We start from the raw sequence: 15,483 nt of genomic DNA, 5'->3' as shown, positions 1-15,483 counted from the left end.
AAAAACAGTATGGAAAACCAATCATTAGATCCACGTGTCAACCGTCTGCAACTCAACCCCTCCGGCGAAGCAGTGACAGTGCAGGACGGGGAAAACTGGAACGTATTTGAAGTATTTCACCAGGAAAAACGCGGCGCGCATCATGAGCACGTTGGATGTGTGCATGCCCCCAACGCGCAAATGGCGCTCATTTTCGCCAAGGAACAATTCGGGCGGCGCAAGAAATGCGTGAACATCTGGGTGGTGCGGAGCGCGGACATCCTGGCGTTCAGCGCGGAAGATGAAGACATGTTCGCCAACAATCTCGAAAAGACCTACCGCGATGCCAGCGGATTCAAGGTGATGGAAAAGATCAACAAATACCGGAAATCAACCCGACATGACGAAGAATAACGCACTGATATATATGCTCACCGCCATGGCGGACGATGCGCTGATACTTGGCCACCGCAATTCGGAGTGGACCGGCCTGGGACCTGTGATGGAAGAGGACATTGCATTTTCTTCCATGGCGCAAGACAAGATCGGCCATGCATGGGCATTGTACCGCATTCAGCAGGAAGACCTCGGCGGCGGCGATCCCGACCAGTTTGCCTTTTTGCGCAATGAAAAAGACTACCGTTGCTGCCACCTGGTAGAACAGCCCAATGGCGAATATGACTTCAGCCTGATGCGGCATTTTTTATTTGATCATGCGGAGGCCATCCGTTATGAACAGCTGCAGCAAAGCAGCTTTGCACCCCTGCAGCCGCTCGCGAGAAAGCTGAAAGGAGAGATCAAATATCACACGCTGCACGCCAACGCCTGGATCACGCAGCTCTGCCGCGCCGGCGAAGAAAGTTACGCCCGCATGCAATCCGCGCTGAACGCCTGCTTTCCGCTGGCGCTCGGCCTGTTTGAGCCCGGCGGCGAAGCGGAAGACCTGCTGGTGGCGGAGAAAGTATATCCCGGAGAAAAGGCATTGCAGCAGTTGTGGATGGACCGCATTTATGCCATCCTGTCCGCCGCCGCGCTCAACCTGCCCGGCGAACATGCCGTACAGCCCGCCTACGGCGGAAGGAAAGGGTGTCACACGGTACACCTGCAGCCGCTGCTGGAAGAAATGGGGAATGTATTCCGCACAGACCCTGCCGCAACATGGTAAATATGGAACTGAACGAAACGAACATATATAAAGCGCTGGAACAGGTGATGGACCCGGAGATACCGGTGCTGAACGTACTGGACCTGGGGATGATCACCGCCGTGGAAGTTGCCGGGGAAGCGGTGCATGTGAAGATGATCCCCACCTTCGCCGCCTGCCCCGCCGTGGAGCTGATCCGCCGGAACATCCGCACCGTGCTGGAAGAAACGCTGCAAACTGTGGTCACCGTGGAGATCGACAGGGAAGCGCACTGGACCAGCAACCGCATGACGGACAGCGCGAAGGAAAAGCTGAAAAACTTCGGCATAGCGCCGCCGCAGATATCTAACGGAGAAGCCTACTCGGAGATATTGCTGCAAACGCCCTGCGCGCATTGCGGCAGTAAAAACACCTACCTCCGCTCCCCGTTCGGCTCCACGCTTTGCAGGGCCATTCACTATTGCAGGGATTGCGGCCAGGTGTTCGAACATTTTAAACCGTTGGAGTAAGTTTGTATCTTGCCGCCATGAAAATCGGTTTATACTTCGGCTCTTTCAATCCCGTACACACCGGGCATATGATCATCGCGAATTTCATGGCTTATCATACGGACCTGGACAAGGTCTGGCTGGTAGTGTCTCCCCACAACCCGCTGAAGTCCTCTTCCACCCTGCTGAACGAACATCACCGCCTGCATCTCGCCGAAATGGCCGTGCAGGACGAGCCGCGGTTGCGCGTCAGCAATATTGAATTTTCCCTGCCACGCCCCTCCTTCACGATAGACACCCTTACCTATCTCACGGAGAAATTTCCCACACAGGAATTTGTGGTGATCATGGGAAGCGACAGCTTTCAGAATATTCCGCGCTGGAAGAATTACCGGCAGCTGCTGGACAATTATGCGATCTACGTGTACAGCCGTCCCGGTCACGAAGTAACCGATACGTTCGGAGGCAACGTCACCATTGTGGATGCGCCGTTACTGGACATTTCGTCCAGCAACATCCGCCGCTGGATACAGGAAGGCAAGTCCATCCGCTACATGGTGCCGGATAATGTGTGGAAATATATGTCGGAGAACAATTATTACAAAAGCTAGTCACGGATTGTGGAATTATTCCCCCGTTTGTTTCATTTTCTTTTCTTTGGAATGCGCCGTGCGCACCACCTTCACTTCTCTTTTCTTCACGAGGTATTCGTTCGAATAGATCTTTATCAGCACGATCAGCAGGGAGATCAGTAAGGGGCCGAATATCAGGCCGATGAACCCGAAGAGGTTCACTCCCACGATAACGCCGAAGATGGTGATTAGCGGATGCACGTCCCCGATCCGCTTCGCCAGCATCATCCTGAAAATATTATCGGACGAACCTACCACGCCAAAGCCGTATGCCAGCACGGCAATGCCCTGCCAGGTCTGGCCGGAAGACAGCATGAAGATGCCCATCGGCACATACACCGCCGCCGCGCCGATGATCGGCAGCATGGCGGTAAAGCAGGTCACCACGAACCAGAACACCGCCTCCGGCACGCCGAAGATCAGGTATCCCACCAGCGACACCACGCCCTGTATCAACGCAATGAGCGGAATGCCGATGGCGTTGCTCACCACCATGTTCTTCATTTCCTTCCCAAGCAGTTCCACATTCTCGTCTTTCAGCGGAATGTATTCGTACAGCGCCTCCTCCATTTCCCGCGCATGCACCAGCATGAAATAAAGGATAAAATACATGATGGCTACGGCGGTAAGCGTGTTGAAAGTGGCGCCCACAAACACCGGCAGCACATTGGTGATATATTCCTGCAGCTTTGCCAGCCGGTCGGGCGTCATGAGGTTCACGCCCAGGGAATCCTGCAGTTGCTTGTTGATGCCCTGCAGCCCCGCGATCAGCTCGGAAGAATGTTTGACGGCGTAAGACACCTTGGCAGTGAGCATGTTCACCAGCATGCCGATCGGCAACAGAATGATGAGGAAAGACAACACCATAATGACCGTGGCCGCCCAGTTGCGCTTCCAGCCGCGGTTTTCCACCAGCCGGAACATGTAGTTGCGGGACAGCACATAAAAGGTAACCGCCCCGAGGAACCCCGGAAAGAAGGCATACAGCTCCTTGAACAGGATAATGCCCAGGAAAGCGATGATCAGTAAAAAAATGATCTGTTTGAGGCGTTCATTATCAAGATAACTCATAGTGTTGCTTGAGGTCGTATATTCAAACCTACATGTTTTTCGTTGGATCACAAAGTATGCCAATGCGCCGAAACGTGCTTCCCGTCAATATTATATAGTTGTTTTAAGATTAAATTAATAACTTTGGGTAAATTGTGGAACAAAGTTTGTAACCTTAAAAAACGGAGGCAATGTACCGCCGCCGTGATTAAATCAGCACCCAAATCTTTCACATTTAAAAAACACTTAACTATGAGCAGAAGTTCAAAAGCAGTCGTGTCCTTTATCGTAGGAGCTGCTGTAGGCGTAGCCGTTGGTTATTTTCTGAATTCCGACAAAAAGGATGAACTGGTGGACAAGCTGAAATACCAGGCTGACAAACTGAAAGAAAAGTTCCGTGCGAAAAAGCAACAGTATGAAGATGCGATCGAAAATGAACTGACCTAAAGGACTTTTTTAGCATCTAAAAACAAATGCATGGAAGATAATTTTTCCAATTATTTTACCGAGACAGGCAAGGTGGCCAAAAATTACCTCGAAACCCGGCTTGACCTCATCAAATTACAGGCAGCGGGAAAGTTAAGCAAGGCGTTAGGTTTGTTCTTTTCGCTATTGATGGCTTTCCTGCTGTTCTTTTTCGTGATCGTGTTCCTGGGTATGGTGGTCGGCTTCTGGATCGGTGAAATGACGAACAGCTTTACGATCGGATTTTCCTGCGCGGCAGGATTCTTTGTGTTGTTGCTCCTGCTCATGCTCGCGTTCAGGAAAAGCCTGATACAGCGCCCGCTGGCCAATATGCTGGCGGCGGAGCTGGTAGAGGAGATACAGGAAATGGAAGAGAAGATCGAAGAAAAGGTAAAAGAAAAAAGAACGAATGAATAATTTAATACACGCTTTTCATGCCTAAAAAGATCAGAAACCTCGCGATGCTGGACGAAGAGATTGCCCGTCTCAAGCGTAAAAGCCGCAAGCTGGAAGACGAGCTTGGGGCCCGGGTAGATCATTTCAAAGGCAATTATAAATCGATGGCCATGAACTCCGTGGTGCCGGGCATCGCCAATAGCGGTGTGATGGGTATTGTGGGCAACGTGGCGAAGATCGCCTGGAGCAGCAGTAAGGCCAAATCCGTGTTATCTACCGCGCTGATCACAGCGCTGGAATTTATCGGGGTACGGCTTGGGCTGAAGCTGGTGAATAATTTTCAGCGGAAAAGACGCCGGCGTAAAGCGGCCGCCAAAGCTGCAGGGGAGAGTAACGGGGAAGAAGCGTGATCTGGCCCGGTTTCGCTAGTGGCCACCGGATCAGCATGAGGGCTACCCCCAAACCCTTGTACCTTCGCTGCAATTCGCGCAAATATCAATATGTTTCCTGCCCTTTATAAGCTGTGTGCGGAACCGCACGTAGTTTTCGTTATGCCATAGCGCCCGGAAGGTGCTGTTCTTCAGGTCGCCAAGACGGTGCTGCGCGTCTTTATCAAAGCAGCAGGGCACCACCAGCCCGTCCCACGTGATCACCGGGGAATGCCAGAGGCGCCAGCAATGATTGCCGAGTTTGTTCTTGATGGCGTAGGTGCCGTCTTCATTACGGTGATAGCGGGAATATTTGTCGATCGTGGGGATCAGCTTGTTGCCCTCTTCATAATCATATACCTGCGCGGTCTTGAACCGCACTTCGTCCACCCCGATCTCCTTCGCCAGTTTTTTGATGTCCTCTATCTGGTGCTCGTTGGGCTTCACCACGAGGAACTGGAAGAACACGAAAGGCTTTTTAGAGTTCAGCTCCTTCTTCCACTTCACGATGTTTTTGGCCCCTTCTATCACTTTGGAAAGATTGCCGCCTACGCGGTATTGCGTGTATACATCCTGCGTAGTGCCGTCTATCGATATAATAAGGCGGTCCAGCCCGCTTTCCACCGTTTTTCGTGCATTCATATCTGTTAGATAGTGCGCGTTGGTGGAGGTGGCGGTGTAGATGCCCTTGCCGGAAGCGTATTTCACCATGTCCAGGAAAGCGGTGTTGAGGTAAGGCTCGCCCTGGAAATAGAAGATCAGGTACAGCAGCTCGCGATGCAGCTCATCGATGGTTTTCCGGAAGAAAGCGTTATCCAGCATGCCCGTGGGCCGGGTGAACGCGCGCAGTCCGCTCGGGCATTCCGGGCAGCGGAGATTGCAGGAAGTGGTAGGCTCAAAGGAGATGGAAATGGGCACGCCCCATTGTATGGGTTTGTTGCGCATTTTGCTCCAGTAATAGCTTCCAAGTACTTTTCCGGCATTCCAGCCGCGGCGGAATGTGAATTTGGACAAAAAATTGAGTGCGTCGTTCAGGTTCGGTTTCGGCATGATAAGGGCCTCTTTTGGCGGTATAAATTTACTACAACTTACGCGCTTTCTCGCAGAGCACAAAAAATTGCCCTATACTTGCTGCGTATTTTCACAGGACAACAGCATTTATCGTGGCAAAAACCAGACGCATCCGCCGGCGCCTATTCGTTTATTTATTCTTCTTTATCCTGCTTCCGGGGGGCATCCTCACCTGGTGGCTGCTGCGTGAGCGGCAGCAGCTGGAGTTCGTGCGGTATGAGGAGTTCGGGATAGACATGCCCGTGAATTATTCCATGCATGGCATCGATATTTCAAAATTTCAGGGAAGAGTCAACTGGATGGCCGTCCGGCAGATGCAGGTGGATAATATTCGTATATCCTTCGCCTTTATTAAGGCAACCGAAGGCATTACGCGGCAGGACGGCACATTTGCGCGGAACTGGGAAAAGGCCGGAGAGGCCGGCATCATCCGCGGAGCATATCATTTTTTCTATTCCACACGCGATCCGCTCAAGCAGGCGATCAACTTTAAAAACGTGGTAGACCTCAAATCCGGGGACCTGCCGCCGGTGCTGGACATAGAGGTGCATAACAACCAGCCGCCGGCGGTCATCCGCAGCACGGCCCGCATCTGGCTGGAAGAAATGGAGAAAGCCTACGGCGTGAAGCCCATCATCTATACCAATATTCACTTTTATGAAACCTACCTGGGGAAAGAATTCGATGACTACCCGCTATGGGTGGCGCACTATTATCAGAAAGACAAACCGCGCAGCACCCGCAACTGGGTGTTCTGGCAGCACAGCGACATCGGCCGGGTGAACGGCATCCGTACTACGGTTGATTTCAATGTGTTCCGGGGTGACAGTGCGGACCTGGCGGAGCTGTGCATTCCATAAAACAGTTTGCCGTACCTTTAAAGCATCAATCACCGTTATATGGACGAGCCAAATGAAAATTTCGACTGGAAGCTGCTGCAGTTTTTCGTGAAGATCATCCGCACCGTGTTCATTTTTTTATTCTGGATGCTCTTCAATATTTTCTTTGGATTATACCTTGGTTTTGGCGTGCCGGATGAGTCCACACCCGCGCGCCTCACCGGTTTTTATACCTGGCTGGGGTTAAGCCTGGCGGGGTATGTTTATTTTCTCTGGCGGATGTGGCGGAAGAAAATGCCTCCGCCTGACCAGTGATCATTTACCTGATTCGGCGCCCAGCACCTGCGTCCAGTACGTGCCCGCCCGGGCAACGCCCATTTCCCTGAACTGCGCTCCCATGATGTTTTTGCAATGATCCGGACTGCCAAGCCAGCCGTTGATCACGGCCGCTTCCGTTTTCGGGCCGGATGCAATGTTCTCTCCCATCCATGCATAACTATATCCCGCGGCCTGTACGCGCGTTTTCGGCGTTGAGCCGCCCGGGCTGGTATGCGAAAAGTATTTCCGGTCCTGCATGTCTTTGCTGTGATTGGCTGCGGCCAGCTCCAGCCGCAGGTTCCAGGTCAGCGGCTGCACGGCCGGCATCATTGTGCCGCCGCAGTTACAGCCCTTTGCCCGTATTTCATTCACGAGCGCCAGCAGCGTGTCTTTATTAACGTTGTTGCTGATCACCACCACGGTGCCCGGTCCTTCCGTATCCGGCCCTTCAGGCTGAACAGGTGCTTCCTTGGTGCAGGCCGTGGCCAGCATCGCTATGAAAAATATAAAGGGTACAAAACGGTTACTTAAATACATGAAAATCCCAGTTAAATAAAAAATCGGTACTGGGTTCTTGATAGGAGGAGGTTAAAGCACGTTGGCTTTTTCAGAGGAAAGGGCTAAAACAAGTATAAACAAGACACCAAAGATAATCGTAACCGTTAAAAAAATCATCCAGCCCTTGCAAAAAAGATGTTAATGAAAATAACAAATTATAAATCAGCGTGATATGGCTTCAGGACATCATGCCTGGCGCCACGGGCAGCCGTCAGTGCACCACACTTTTCGGGCTGGCCAGTTCCTGCGTCCAGAAATTGCCCACTTTGGCAACGCCCATTTCCGTGAACTTCGGGTTCATCAGCACCCGGCAGTGCACAGGGCTTTTGCTCCAGCCGTCCACCACCGTACGCTCGGTAAGAATGCCCAATGCGATGTTCTCTCCCCAGGCCTGCCAGGGATAGCCCATGCTGGAAATTCGGTACCCGGCGTTCTTGCCGTCTTTGTCCGTATGCGCAAAATAATTACGTGTATCCATGTCCGTGCTATGGAGGTACGCGGCTCTTTCAAGCGATTTGTTCCAGCGGATAGCGGGCGCAGGGCCCATAATGGTGTCCCCGCAATCGCAGCCCTTTGCGCGGACGTTGTTGATCAGATCGAGCAGGAGCAGCTGGTTCACCGGGTTGTTCATCGTGAACGTAGTATCTTCCACGGGTTGCGGAGGCGCCGGTATAATATTTTCCAACGGCTCTTTGTTGCATGCCACTGTCAGGCACAGCCATACGAATGCGCTCGCGAACGCACAGGTCCGCGCCAGAGAAATTCTCATGTTAAATTTTTTTTAACTCATTAAACTCAGCGGCTTTTGCAAGAGGATGGGTTCGTCTAATGTATGCATCGGCGTAGTAAGCCAGATGATACTCGGGTTGGCACATTGAGTCCAATCATATACGCTGGCAAAATTACGCGGCACTTTTGTTAACTCACCACATCATGATGTAAAATTCCTGTTAAGGTGTTGACTGTTAATTGTTTGTAAATAGGCGTCGTTTCGGAAAAGGCATAGGCTCATCTGGTAAATTCCGGGCTTTTCATAAGATATCTTCTCAACTTCAATACCAAATATATAAAACAATAATAAAATATTAAAATTAATATATTAATTATGACTGGGTTGAACGGCCGGAGAAGTTTATTTTTCCGCGGGATTGATCGTATTTTTATTCATTCCTATATCTTATTTAAATCATATACTTCTTTTTGTCACAACCGTTACAGATGTTATACCGTTCCTTTATAGCCGCAGTATTGCCTTGCGCCGCATGCCAGCAGGCGGGCAACGCCGCGGCGGACTATGATGCCGTTACTGTGCAACAAAGTGATCCGGCAGTCGTCTCCTTTGTAGCGGACGAAACAGTTTTTGATGAGGATGCTTCGCTGGTGATAACCGCTGCCAGTGATGTGCGGGTACGGAAGCCTGTTGTTTACCAGGGATGCATGTACTGACGGTATGAAATGTCTGCAAGCCCTGTTCCGCAGAAGCGGCGCCAAAAAGAAGCAGTATGCCAACGTCGATTATGGGCCGTATTTCGAGCGGGCCGTGATCAATGGCACCCTGCTGGAATGCCGTTTCCTGGGTAAGCTGGCGTTGCCAAGCGGGTTCGTGGTGGCCTGCGATCCGCTACTTGGCCTGCACGACGCCCTGCCCTTCGCGAAGCGCATGCCGCCGGGGGAATATCCGGTTTCCATTGTGCTGGCGGGGCGCCGCGACCGCCGACGCAATGCGCTGATCAGGCTGGCGTTTTCAGACAAGCGGGCCGTACATTGGGAACTCGCGCTTGTTCCCGGTCAGCGTTACACCGGTACGCAGCAGTATTACGGATTCAGGGCGGAAGCTGGCATCGGGTGCCTGTGCGACGCGCACTCGCAAAAGCACTATAACCGTTACCTGGAGCGTTTTTTCAGGGAGCACCCGGACAGCAACATCTACGATACGCTTTTTGAAGAAGCGTTCGGCCACAGGAACAACATCGACGCCGAAGGATGTTGCTTTAATTTCTATCTTCCGTCCCGCCCGCGCCTCAACGTGATCATGTTCAACACCGGCTATGGTGACGGCATTTATCCCGCGTACTGGGGCGTTGCAAAGGATGGCGAAGTATGCAGCCTCGTGATCGATTTTATGGTGTTATAATCTTAATGACATGTTAATGTATCAAAAGTGGATAACCGCACTGACGCTACTGTTGTTAACAACAGCTGTTTTGCATGCGCAGGACAGCCGGTTGCAGGAGGGCGATATCATCTTTCAAAGCAACATTTCACCCCAGTGCAAGGCCATCGAACTGGCCACACATTCCAGATACAGCCACTGTGGCATTCTCTTTAAGAAAAACGGCGGCTGGTATGTGTATGAAGCGGTGCAGCCGGTGCGGCAAACGCCTTACGATGAATGGATCGCCCGCAACAGGGAGCATTATGCGGTGAAACGCCTGAAGGGAGCGGATTCCCTGATTACCGCCAGTGAGATCCTACAAATGAAGCTCGCCGCCGGTAAATACATGGGGAAGAATTATGACAGCTATTTTGAATGGTCGGATGAACGGATCTACTGCTCGGAGCTGGTCTGGAAGATCTACCGGGAAGTGCTGGGCGTGGAAGTTGGAAAGCTGCAGCCCATGCGGGAATACGACCTCAGTCATCCTTTGGTGAAAGCCACCATGCGGGAACGGTACGGCAACAGCATCCCGCTGGATGAAAAAATGGTATCGCCCGGAAATATCTATAACAGCCCCTTGCTGGAAACGGTCATTGAACGATAAGCCCCTTTCTGCGTTATACCTTATATGAAGACCCGTAAAAATGCATATGAACAGATGAAACGATATTTCTTCCTGCTGCCGCTCGCGGTAGCGGCGTTTTCGGGATGCCAGAACAACCCCAAAACCGCCGCTGCGCAAGACACCATCACTTCCAGCACATCGTCACCGGATGGCTATTATGAAGCCACCCTGGCCGCGGCATCCTCCCCCGGCCGGCAGATCGGCCTTACGCTCAAACCCACCGGCGACGCGGAAATGCTCACCGACTATATGAACAGCACGCCGGAGATCGTGCAGATCGGCAACTGGACGATGACAGAGGGGAATGTGCTGATCACCATGGTGACGGTGGGGAGCGGGAACCCGGCAAAAGATACGCTGCGCTTCCGGCTGGTGGATAGCAGCCTGGTGTACCAGGGCGCGGCATATGGATCGGACGGCCTTACGTTAGTGAAAAAGGAACGGCCGGCGCCTGCTGAAAAGTCGCTGGTGGTTTGGGTAAGAAGCGAATCCGAATGCGACCGCGGTCCCGGTTTTGGCAAAACAAAATGTTACGAAGTGCAGTACGGCGAACAGCGAAAGACCGCATGGGAAAAACTCTCCGAGCCGATCGAAGGATTTTCTTTTGAAAAAGGATTCATCTATAAGCTGAAAGTAACCCGCGTTCCCCGTAACCCGGGGATACAGGATGTGGGCATGTATGAGTACAAGCTGGCGGAGGTGCTGGAGAAAGAGAAAGCCTGACGCCAACTGATAAAACTCATTGGCATTTTCCGTTTAAAACGCTAACTTGCCGGCTGAAATTCCTAAAATTGTATATCATGTTGACTGTATTACTCAACTCTTTTTATGAGATCGGCAATAAGATCGGTCATTTCGGTGTGTGGTTCTTCATCATCCTGTTTGGACTGATGTTCCTCTATGCAATGGTGAAATACGTTAAGCGCTAATCCTCCAGAATATTTATATACAGGCTGTCTGCTCCGGCGGGCAGCCTTTTTTATTAGCGCTGGCGCCTCAGAACGCCTCCGCCAGCGAAAGGTAGAATCCTCCCTGGCGCTTCTCTCCCGGCCGCTTTTCACCCCAGCCGTAGTCCAGCCGCACGGTGATGCGGGATACTTTATCATAGAAATAGCGGATGCCCAGGCCATAATTGGGCTTTAAACGGGATAAGGAAAAATCCCTGTTGCCAAATACGCCGCCTGTTCCCGCGAAACCCGCCAGTGCAAAGGTGGGGCGCATATCTATGAACCAGAATTTGATGTGCATTTTCGGATCGACCATATAGCGGTATTCCGCCTGCGCCGCCAGGTAATTTTGCCCGCGGTATCGGCCGGTATAATATCCGCGCATGATGTTATCATTTCCCATTTCGGGCAACAGGTAAAAGGGAAGCGTTTCCCCTTGCAGCGAGTGCCCGTAGCCGTTCAGGCCGAGGGTGCTTTTGGGGGATAGCGGAATGAAGTGGTTGGCTTTTGCTTCCAGCCGCCAGAGCGCGTGCTTGCTGAGGAAAGACGGCGCATAGGCCACGTTGAAGCGAAGGAAGCTGCCTGCGGTGGTGTAGTTCTGGTTATCGCGGTTGTCAAACACACCGGTGATGCCGATGAAGGTGGCGTAACCGCCTTCCTTGTCCTGCAGGCTCGCTTCCGGATAGATACCCTTTTCATCATCAGCCGTAAAACGGTCGTGCTGGTATTGCAGGGAAAGCCCGGCGTAAAAATGGCTGGTGATGCGCTTTTCAGCTTCCAGCAGGAGCTTGTAGCGCTTGTTCCCTACCAGCGAACGGTCGTCGTACCGGGTGCTGTCGCCGAGGCCGAAGAAATAGAGCGGAAAATTATGATAGCGGAAATTGGTCTTGAAATGATAGTCATTGTCCTTCGTCCAGTTTTCGGACCGGATATCGAACTTGAACTGGTTGCGGGTGGTGAAGGTGGAGAGCACGCTGGCCGTGGAGTTCCGCGTCAGCGGCGAAGGATCTTTCTTGTCGGCGTAATAGGAGTATAGCGCGGCAACGCCGAATTCAAATCCTTTTTCGGGAGAATATCCGAGGACGGGCAGGGGAAAAAAGCTGCTTTTTCGCACCCGGATAGTGTCCTGTGCCTTCACGGAGCCTGTCATGATCAATAGCGAGACTGCTGCTATGGTTCTACGCATAGGCCGCAATATGCAAAAAAAACCGGAAGTACGATCAGGCGGCGTTATTGTGTGGATGGGCGGGTTTTTTGCCGCGGACGAAGCCGATAACCAGATTGATCACAAAAAGGAGATGGCCGAGCACCAGTACTAAAAGCAAAAGTGCTAACACCTGCTCAAGACGAATGGCATCGAACATCTCCTTAAAGCTGATGCCTGCGGCATAGCGTTCAGGATAGGAATCAAAGTAATAATCATAGTAGAGCAGGAAGCATGCGAAAAGACAGATGCTGGCAACATGGATGTATTTAAGAGCGGAGATTTGGCGGAATTTGTCCGTTAAAAAATAGATCAGAGCCTGGAGTAGCAGGAATATGGTGGGCAGTACGTACCAGTGCTCTATAACATAATAGGTATCATGAAAATGAATATCGAGGATCGCGGTCCCGGAATAGAAGCCGGTCATTAACAAGATAAACGCGAAGATCAGCAACAAGTATTTAGGCATAGGATCAAATGGATGCATTTCGTCGAATATCCGCAAAATTCTGATCTTTTACAATCCGTCCGTTCTCGAATACCGTTTCCAGCAAATCCTTCATCCCCGGCGCCTCCTCTTCCCGCAACGTTCTGTAAACACCATCATCCTTCACCAGCTTGAGCTTTCCTGCTTTCGATTTTTTGAAAGAAGTGCGGAGATGACCCTCCGCATCCAGCTCCACCGGCGATTTCTGCACATCTGCAGGCTGACCGTTGATCTCCGCGAAAGAACATTTCAACGCAAACTCCTGCGTATCGCGGTTCACCCGCTGTAACAACGCGCCGCCCATGCCCAGCACCAGGTTTTCCGCGCTGATGCCCGCCTGCTGCAGCGCGGCATATATTTCAGGGATGGATTTGTGGCTGATGCCATCGCCCTGTATCACGCGCACCTGCGGCGGCAGCACTTTATAGCCCTTTTCGTTCAGCGTAAAACCGAACTTGTTCATCAAAATATCAAAAACCTTTAACAAGGTCTTTACCGGGTCACCGGAATCCGGACGGATCACCAGCGTACCCTCGCGGGCCAGTATCTGCTCTTTCAGCTGCGTGCCCCAGTATGCTTCGCAGGCGCGGAATATATTGTAGGAGTCAGACACACAGGCCACCACGCCGGTGGGAAAGGTATCCAGCACATGTTTGAATATCTCCGCCTCGCCTTCTTCTCCCAGCAAAGTCACAATGGAATGCTCTGTGGCCGGAATGGAAAGCCCCGGCGCTGTTTCCGCGTGATAGTAACGTTTTGCAAAAGTAGACGCAACAAGGGTATCGCTGCCGCTGAAGTTCACCAGGTGGGCGCTGCCGCCCAGTCCCGCTGCTTCTACAGAACTGGCGCCGCGGAAGCCAAAGTCGTTTAGCACAAGGTCGATGCCCGCAAAGGAAGCCGCGCCGGCCGTGGCTTCGTAATATTTTTTCACCACTTTTTTGATCTCGCGTGACAGTGTGGCAACGGTGGAAGGGTACCAGACCTGCATCAGCAGGGTTTCGAGGAAGTTGGTGAGCCAGTAACAGGCCGGGTCCGTGTTCTCGATCGTCATCAGCACGTTCTTCACGGGAATCACCGATCCCTCCGGCACCGCGCGGATGCGCACCGGCAAATGACCGTTATGCTCACGCAAAATATATTCAAAACGGGAAGGATCGTATACATCCGTTCTGCCGAAAACCTCCGGCAGCATCTCCCCCGCCTCCTTTATCTTTTCGGCGGAGATCACCGGTCCCGCCAGGTAAGCTTTGAGGAAATATTGCAGTCCGTAAAAAACCGTTTCGTTGAACAGGCCTCCCCGGCTCTCCATATAAGAGTAGATGAACGAAGTTCCCGGCACATATAATTTATGATGGGAGTACTTGTAAGCGTCTGCCAGCAGAATGAGGTTTTCCATATCCTAAAGTTAGGATGATTTTCGTTGAGGCGGGCTCGTTAGGCCGGTTGAAGGAAACCCAATACCGGCAAGCATTCTAAACATAATATTGTTCTTTCTACACAAATTTTGATATTCAATTACTTCGAAATATATTTTTTTGTGTTGTAAGGACATGAAATTTGAAAATCAGGATATTATGCGAAAATTTCCACCGGCGTGCCTTTTTCCCGCAGCTCCGAGAATTTTTGCCGGTTGAAGCTATATAATTGAGCGGGACGGCCTTGCAAAGGATGCTTCAACTTTTCCTGTTCCGCGCTCAGCAAACCAAGATTATGGATCTTTTTCTGGAAATTCCGGCGGTCCACCGGGCGGTCATATAACCATTCGTAGAGTTTTTCCAGCTCTGAAACGGGAAACTTCGCGTCGAGCATTTCAAAGGCCAGCGGTTCATTGCGCAGGCGCACGCGGAGATGTTCCAGCGCTGCGGCGATCACGTCCGCATGGTCGAATGCCATCTGCGGCAGCTCGCGTACAGGATACCACTTGGCCTCCTTGTTGCCCGCGCCGGGAATCAGCCGGGAGGCGGAAGGTCTGATCAGCGCGATGTGCGCCACGCATAACACGCGGCCGCGCGGGTCGCGTTCCGGCGCGCCGAAGGTACGGAACTGCTCCAGGTAATCGGCGCGTAAACCGGTTTCATCGCGGATCTCGCGGTGCACGGCAGCTTCCAGCGGCTCTTCGTTGCGTACGAATCCGCCGGGAAGTCCCCATTTGAATATGTGCGGTGGAATACTGCGTTTGCTGAGCAACACCATAAAACCGTCTTTTGCTGTAAAGCGCAGCACTACGGCGTCGGATGTTACCCGGATGTGTTGATGAACAGGCAAGGGATCAGTTTTTTATATCAGTGTCAAGGGCCGCTTACATAATCCTTCATCTGGCCGGTGCCCTTGCGAAGGTTTATGAACCACGGGTTTTTTATAGGATCGAATACGATAATAGCATTGGATTCCCAGGCATCCGCCGGCGGGAGGAGCGATACTTCCACTTCCTGGCCGCTCGCGCGGCGGAAAAGCATGCTGTCTTTTTTCATATACCGCTTCGGGAAGCCATGCTGCTCTAGGAAGCGTACCATGCTGTCCCGGCGCGCATTTACAAGGCTGTCCGTTCTATCCGGATGCTCCCGCAGCACATAACATTTTTCCGTGATCACATCGTAGTTGGATGTATCCGTTCTCTCACGTGTAGGGTTACACGCAATCAGCACTGCCAGGGATAGAAAGAGGTAACGCATGGCGCAAGTTATAAAAACAGGA

Annotated in this window: 23 protein-coding genes; 14 read left to right on the top strand and 9 right to left on the bottom strand. The window is 51.9% G+C overall.

What is annotated here, in order from left to right:
- Positions 1 to 9 precede the first annotated feature (9 nt).
- From CCY01nite_RS07055 to nadD, 4 genes are read left to right on the top strand one after another with little or no spacing between them, the layout of a single operon-like run.
- Complete coding sequence (locus CCY01nite_RS07055) at positions 10 to 393, top strand: 1,2-phenylacetyl-CoA epoxidase subunit B (protein ID WP_146859121.1); 384 nt, start codon at positions 10 to 12, stop codon at positions 391 to 393.
- Entirely contained in the window at positions 380 to 1,144 is a 765-nt protein-coding gene (gene paaC, locus CCY01nite_RS07050; RefSeq protein ID WP_146859119.1) for a 1,2-phenylacetyl-CoA epoxidase subunit PaaC, read from the top strand. Before CCY01nite_RS07055 ends, paaC begins: the two co-directional genes overlap by 14 nt.
- 2 nt (positions 1,145 to 1,146) lie before the next feature.
- Positions 1,147 to 1,632: a 1,2-phenylacetyl-CoA epoxidase subunit PaaD gene (paaD, locus tag CCY01nite_RS07045; protein WP_186830944.1), complete on the top strand. Its 486-nt coding sequence runs from the start codon at positions 1,147 to 1,149 to the stop codon at positions 1,630 to 1,632.
- 17 nt (positions 1,633 to 1,649) lie between these two features.
- On the top strand, positions 1,650 to 2,222 hold the full coding sequence (nadD, locus tag CCY01nite_RS07040) for a nicotinate (nicotinamide) nucleotide adenylyltransferase (RefSeq protein WP_146859115.1): 573 nt from the start codon (positions 1,650 to 1,652) through the stop codon (positions 2,220 to 2,222).
- Positions 2,223 to 2,237: 15 nt separating this feature from the next.
- On the opposite strand, the gene CCY01nite_RS07035 is transcribed toward nadD, so the two are convergent.
- Positions 2,238 to 3,314: an AI-2E family transporter gene (locus CCY01nite_RS07035; protein ID WP_146859113.1), complete on the bottom strand. Its 1,077-nt coding sequence runs from the start codon at positions 3,312 to 3,314 to the stop codon at positions 2,238 to 2,240.
- 231 nt (positions 3,315 to 3,545) lie between these two features.
- Here CCY01nite_RS07035 and CCY01nite_RS07030 point away from each other — a divergent pair, with 231 nt between their 5' ends.
- The 3 genes from CCY01nite_RS07030 to CCY01nite_RS07020 are packed head-to-tail and all read left to right on the top strand — an operon-like array spanning position 3,546 to position 4,564.
- The gene (locus tag CCY01nite_RS07030) at positions 3,546 to 3,740 is read left to right on the top strand and encodes a YtxH domain-containing protein (protein ID WP_146859111.1); all 195 of its coding nucleotides are present in this window, start codon (positions 3,546 to 3,548) and stop codon (positions 3,738 to 3,740) included.
- Between the two features lie 30 nt (positions 3,741 to 3,770).
- Entirely contained in the window at positions 3,771 to 4,175 is a 405-nt protein-coding gene (locus tag CCY01nite_RS07025) for a hypothetical protein (protein WP_146859109.1), read from the top strand.
- A gap of 17 nt (positions 4,176 to 4,192) precedes the next feature.
- Entirely contained in the window at positions 4,193 to 4,564 is a 372-nt protein-coding gene (locus CCY01nite_RS07020) for a hypothetical protein (RefSeq protein ID WP_146859108.1), read from the top strand.
- Between the two features lie 42 nt (positions 4,565 to 4,606).
- Here the strand turns inward: CCY01nite_RS07020 and CCY01nite_RS07015 are convergent, their stop codons facing one another.
- The gene (locus tag CCY01nite_RS07015) at positions 4,607 to 5,632 is read right to left on the bottom strand and encodes an SPASM domain-containing protein (RefSeq protein WP_146859106.1); all 1,026 of its coding nucleotides are present in this window, start codon (positions 5,630 to 5,632) and stop codon (positions 4,607 to 4,609) included.
- 113 nt (positions 5,633 to 5,745) lie between these two features.
- On the opposite strand from CCY01nite_RS07015, the gene CCY01nite_RS07010 reads away from it, so the two are divergent.
- Together CCY01nite_RS07010 and CCY01nite_RS07005 are read left to right on the top strand one after the other, a co-directional pair.
- Positions 5,746 to 6,513 (top strand): glycoside hydrolase family 25 protein, encoded by a 768-nt coding sequence (locus CCY01nite_RS07010; protein WP_146859104.1) that lies wholly within the window; start codon positions 5,746 to 5,748, stop codon positions 6,511 to 6,513.
- A gap of 39 nt (positions 6,514 to 6,552) precedes the next feature.
- Positions 6,553 to 6,807: a hypothetical protein gene (locus CCY01nite_RS07005; protein ID WP_146859101.1), complete on the top strand. Its 255-nt coding sequence runs from the start codon at positions 6,553 to 6,555 to the stop codon at positions 6,805 to 6,807.
- Here the strand turns inward: CCY01nite_RS07005 and CCY01nite_RS07000 are convergent, their stop codons facing one another.
- On the bottom strand, positions 6,808 to 7,347 hold the full coding sequence (locus CCY01nite_RS07000) for a CAP domain-containing protein (protein ID WP_146859100.1): 540 nt from the start codon (positions 7,345 to 7,347) through the stop codon (positions 6,808 to 6,810). It lies immediately after the preceding gene.
- Between the two features lie 232 nt (positions 7,348 to 7,579).
- Positions 7,580 to 8,137 (bottom strand): CAP domain-containing protein, encoded by a 558-nt coding sequence (locus CCY01nite_RS06995; protein WP_146859098.1) that lies wholly within the window; start codon positions 8,135 to 8,137, stop codon positions 7,580 to 7,582.
- Positions 8,138 to 8,586: 449 nt separating this feature from the next.
- Here CCY01nite_RS06995 and CCY01nite_RS06990 point away from each other — a divergent pair, with 449 nt between their 5' ends.
- The 5 genes from CCY01nite_RS06990 to CCY01nite_RS26745 all read left to right on the top strand — a co-directional run bounded on the left by CCY01nite_RS06990 (position 8,587) and on the right by CCY01nite_RS26745 (position 11,080).
- On the top strand, positions 8,587 to 8,814 hold the full coding sequence (locus tag CCY01nite_RS06990) for a hypothetical protein (RefSeq protein WP_146859096.1): 228 nt from the start codon (positions 8,587 to 8,589) through the stop codon (positions 8,812 to 8,814).
- 4 nt (positions 8,815 to 8,818) lie between these two features.
- A complete protein-coding gene (locus CCY01nite_RS06985; RefSeq protein WP_186830943.1) occupies positions 8,819 to 9,502 on the top strand; it encodes a DUF4241 domain-containing protein in 684 nt (227 codons plus the stop codon).
- A 10-nt stretch (positions 9,503 to 9,512) separates the two neighbouring features.
- A complete protein-coding gene (locus CCY01nite_RS06980; protein ID WP_246129875.1) occupies positions 9,513 to 10,130 on the top strand; it encodes a YiiX family permuted papain-like enzyme in 618 nt (205 codons plus the stop codon).
- Between the two features lie 54 nt (positions 10,131 to 10,184).
- Positions 10,185 to 10,874 carry a DUF4377 domain-containing protein gene (locus tag CCY01nite_RS06975; protein WP_186830942.1) on the top strand — a complete coding sequence of 230 codons (690 nt, stop codon included), beginning with the start codon at positions 10,185 to 10,187 and terminating at the stop codon, positions 10,872 to 10,874.
- A gap of 77 nt (positions 10,875 to 10,951) precedes the next feature.
- Complete coding sequence (locus CCY01nite_RS26745; RefSeq protein WP_222614324.1) at positions 10,952 to 11,080, top strand: serine-rich single-pass membrane protein 1; 129 nt, start codon at positions 10,952 to 10,954, stop codon at positions 11,078 to 11,080.
- Between the two features lie 67 nt (positions 11,081 to 11,147).
- Here the strand turns inward: CCY01nite_RS26745 and CCY01nite_RS06970 are convergent, their stop codons facing one another.
- The 5 genes from CCY01nite_RS06970 to CCY01nite_RS06950 all read right to left on the bottom strand — a co-directional run bounded on the left by CCY01nite_RS06970 (position 11,148) and on the right by CCY01nite_RS06950 (position 15,461).
- Positions 11,148 to 12,284, bottom strand: coding sequence for a BamA/TamA family outer membrane protein (locus tag CCY01nite_RS06970; RefSeq protein WP_146859090.1), 1,137 nt, complete (start codon positions 12,282 to 12,284; stop codon positions 11,148 to 11,150).
- A gap of 34 nt (positions 12,285 to 12,318) precedes the next feature.
- Positions 12,319 to 12,759 carry a hypothetical protein gene (locus CCY01nite_RS06965; protein ID WP_186830941.1) on the bottom strand — a complete coding sequence of 147 codons (441 nt, stop codon included), beginning with the start codon at positions 12,757 to 12,759 and terminating at the stop codon, positions 12,319 to 12,321.
- Positions 12,760 to 12,775: 16 nt separating this feature from the next.
- Complete coding sequence (locus tag CCY01nite_RS06960; protein ID WP_146859086.1) at positions 12,776 to 14,185, bottom strand: nicotinate phosphoribosyltransferase; 1,410 nt, start codon at positions 14,183 to 14,185, stop codon at positions 12,776 to 12,778.
- A gap of 176 nt (positions 14,186 to 14,361) precedes the next feature.
- Positions 14,362 to 15,054: an NUDIX hydrolase gene (locus CCY01nite_RS06955; RefSeq protein ID WP_146859084.1), complete on the bottom strand. Its 693-nt coding sequence runs from the start codon at positions 15,052 to 15,054 to the stop codon at positions 14,362 to 14,364.
- A 23-nt stretch (positions 15,055 to 15,077) separates the two neighbouring features.
- A complete protein-coding gene (locus CCY01nite_RS06950) occupies positions 15,078 to 15,461 on the bottom strand; it encodes a hypothetical protein (protein WP_146859082.1) in 384 nt (127 codons plus the stop codon).
- Between the last annotated feature and the right edge of the window lie 22 nt (positions 15,462 to 15,483).

Source organism: Chitinophaga cymbidii (assembly GCF_007992715.1).
GTDB lineage: Bacteria > Bacteroidota > Bacteroidia > Chitinophagales > Chitinophagaceae > Chitinophaga > Chitinophaga cymbidii.
Note: the sequence above shows the minus strand (reverse complement) of the source record. Positions and strands in the feature narration are given on the sequence as shown.

What these genes read in the sequence shown, in the direction of transcription:
- CCY01nite_RS06970 (WP_146859090.1), bottom strand. Translation starts at nt 12,284, where the DNA reads ATGCGTAGAACCATAGCAGCAGTCTCGCTATTGATCATGACAGGCTCC.
- CCY01nite_RS06960 (WP_146859086.1), bottom strand. Translation starts at nt 14,185, where the DNA reads ATGGAAAACCTCATTCTGCTGGCAGACGCTTACAAGTACTCCCATCAT.
- CCY01nite_RS06995 (WP_146859098.1), bottom strand. Translation starts at nt 8,137, where the DNA reads ATGAGAATTTCTCTGGCGCGGACCTGTGCGTTCGCGAGCGCATTCGTA.
- nadD (WP_146859115.1), top strand. Translation starts at nt 1,650, where the DNA reads ATGAAAATCGGTTTATACTTCGGCTCTTTCAATCCCGTACACACCGGG.
- CCY01nite_RS07000 (WP_146859100.1), bottom strand. Translation starts at nt 7,347, where the DNA reads ATGTATTTAAGTAACCGTTTTGTACCCTTTATATTTTTCATAGCGATG.
- CCY01nite_RS06975 (WP_186830942.1), top strand. Translation starts at nt 10,185, where the DNA reads ATGAAACGATATTTCTTCCTGCTGCCGCTCGCGGTAGCGGCGTTTTCG.
- paaC (WP_146859119.1), top strand. Translation starts at nt 380, where the DNA reads ATGACGAAGAATAACGCACTGATATATATGCTCACCGCCATGGCGGAC.
- CCY01nite_RS07015 (WP_146859106.1), bottom strand. Translation starts at nt 5,632, where the DNA reads ATGCCGAAACCGAACCTGAACGACGCACTCAATTTTTTGTCCAAATTC.
- CCY01nite_RS26745 (WP_222614324.1), top strand. Translation starts at nt 10,952, where the DNA reads ATGTTGACTGTATTACTCAACTCTTTTTATGAGATCGGCAATAAGATC.
- CCY01nite_RS07035 (WP_146859113.1), bottom strand. Translation starts at nt 3,314, where the DNA reads ATGAGTTATCTTGATAATGAACGCCTCAAACAGATCATTTTTTTACTG.
- CCY01nite_RS07030 (WP_146859111.1), top strand. Translation starts at nt 3,546, where the DNA reads ATGAGCAGAAGTTCAAAAGCAGTCGTGTCCTTTATCGTAGGAGCTGCT.
- CCY01nite_RS06990 (WP_146859096.1), top strand. Translation starts at nt 8,587, where the DNA reads ATGTTATACCGTTCCTTTATAGCCGCAGTATTGCCTTGCGCCGCATGC.
- CCY01nite_RS06980 (WP_246129875.1), top strand. Translation starts at nt 9,513, where the DNA reads ATGTTAATGTATCAAAAGTGGATAACCGCACTGACGCTACTGTTGTTA.
- paaD (WP_186830944.1), top strand. Translation starts at nt 1,147, where the DNA reads ATGGAACTGAACGAAACGAACATATATAAAGCGCTGGAACAGGTGATG.
- CCY01nite_RS07055 (WP_146859121.1), top strand. Translation starts at nt 10, where the DNA reads ATGGAAAACCAATCATTAGATCCACGTGTCAACCGTCTGCAACTCAAC.
- CCY01nite_RS06950 (WP_146859082.1), bottom strand. Translation starts at nt 15,461, where the DNA reads ATGCGTTACCTCTTTCTATCCCTGGCAGTGCTGATTGCGTGTAACCCT.
- CCY01nite_RS07025 (WP_146859109.1), top strand. Translation starts at nt 3,771, where the DNA reads ATGGAAGATAATTTTTCCAATTATTTTACCGAGACAGGCAAGGTGGCC.
- CCY01nite_RS07005 (WP_146859101.1), top strand. Translation starts at nt 6,553, where the DNA reads ATGGACGAGCCAAATGAAAATTTCGACTGGAAGCTGCTGCAGTTTTTC.
- CCY01nite_RS07020 (WP_146859108.1), top strand. Translation starts at nt 4,193, where the DNA reads ATGCCTAAAAAGATCAGAAACCTCGCGATGCTGGACGAAGAGATTGCC.
- CCY01nite_RS06985 (WP_186830943.1), top strand. Translation starts at nt 8,819, where the DNA reads ATGAAATGTCTGCAAGCCCTGTTCCGCAGAAGCGGCGCCAAAAAGAAG.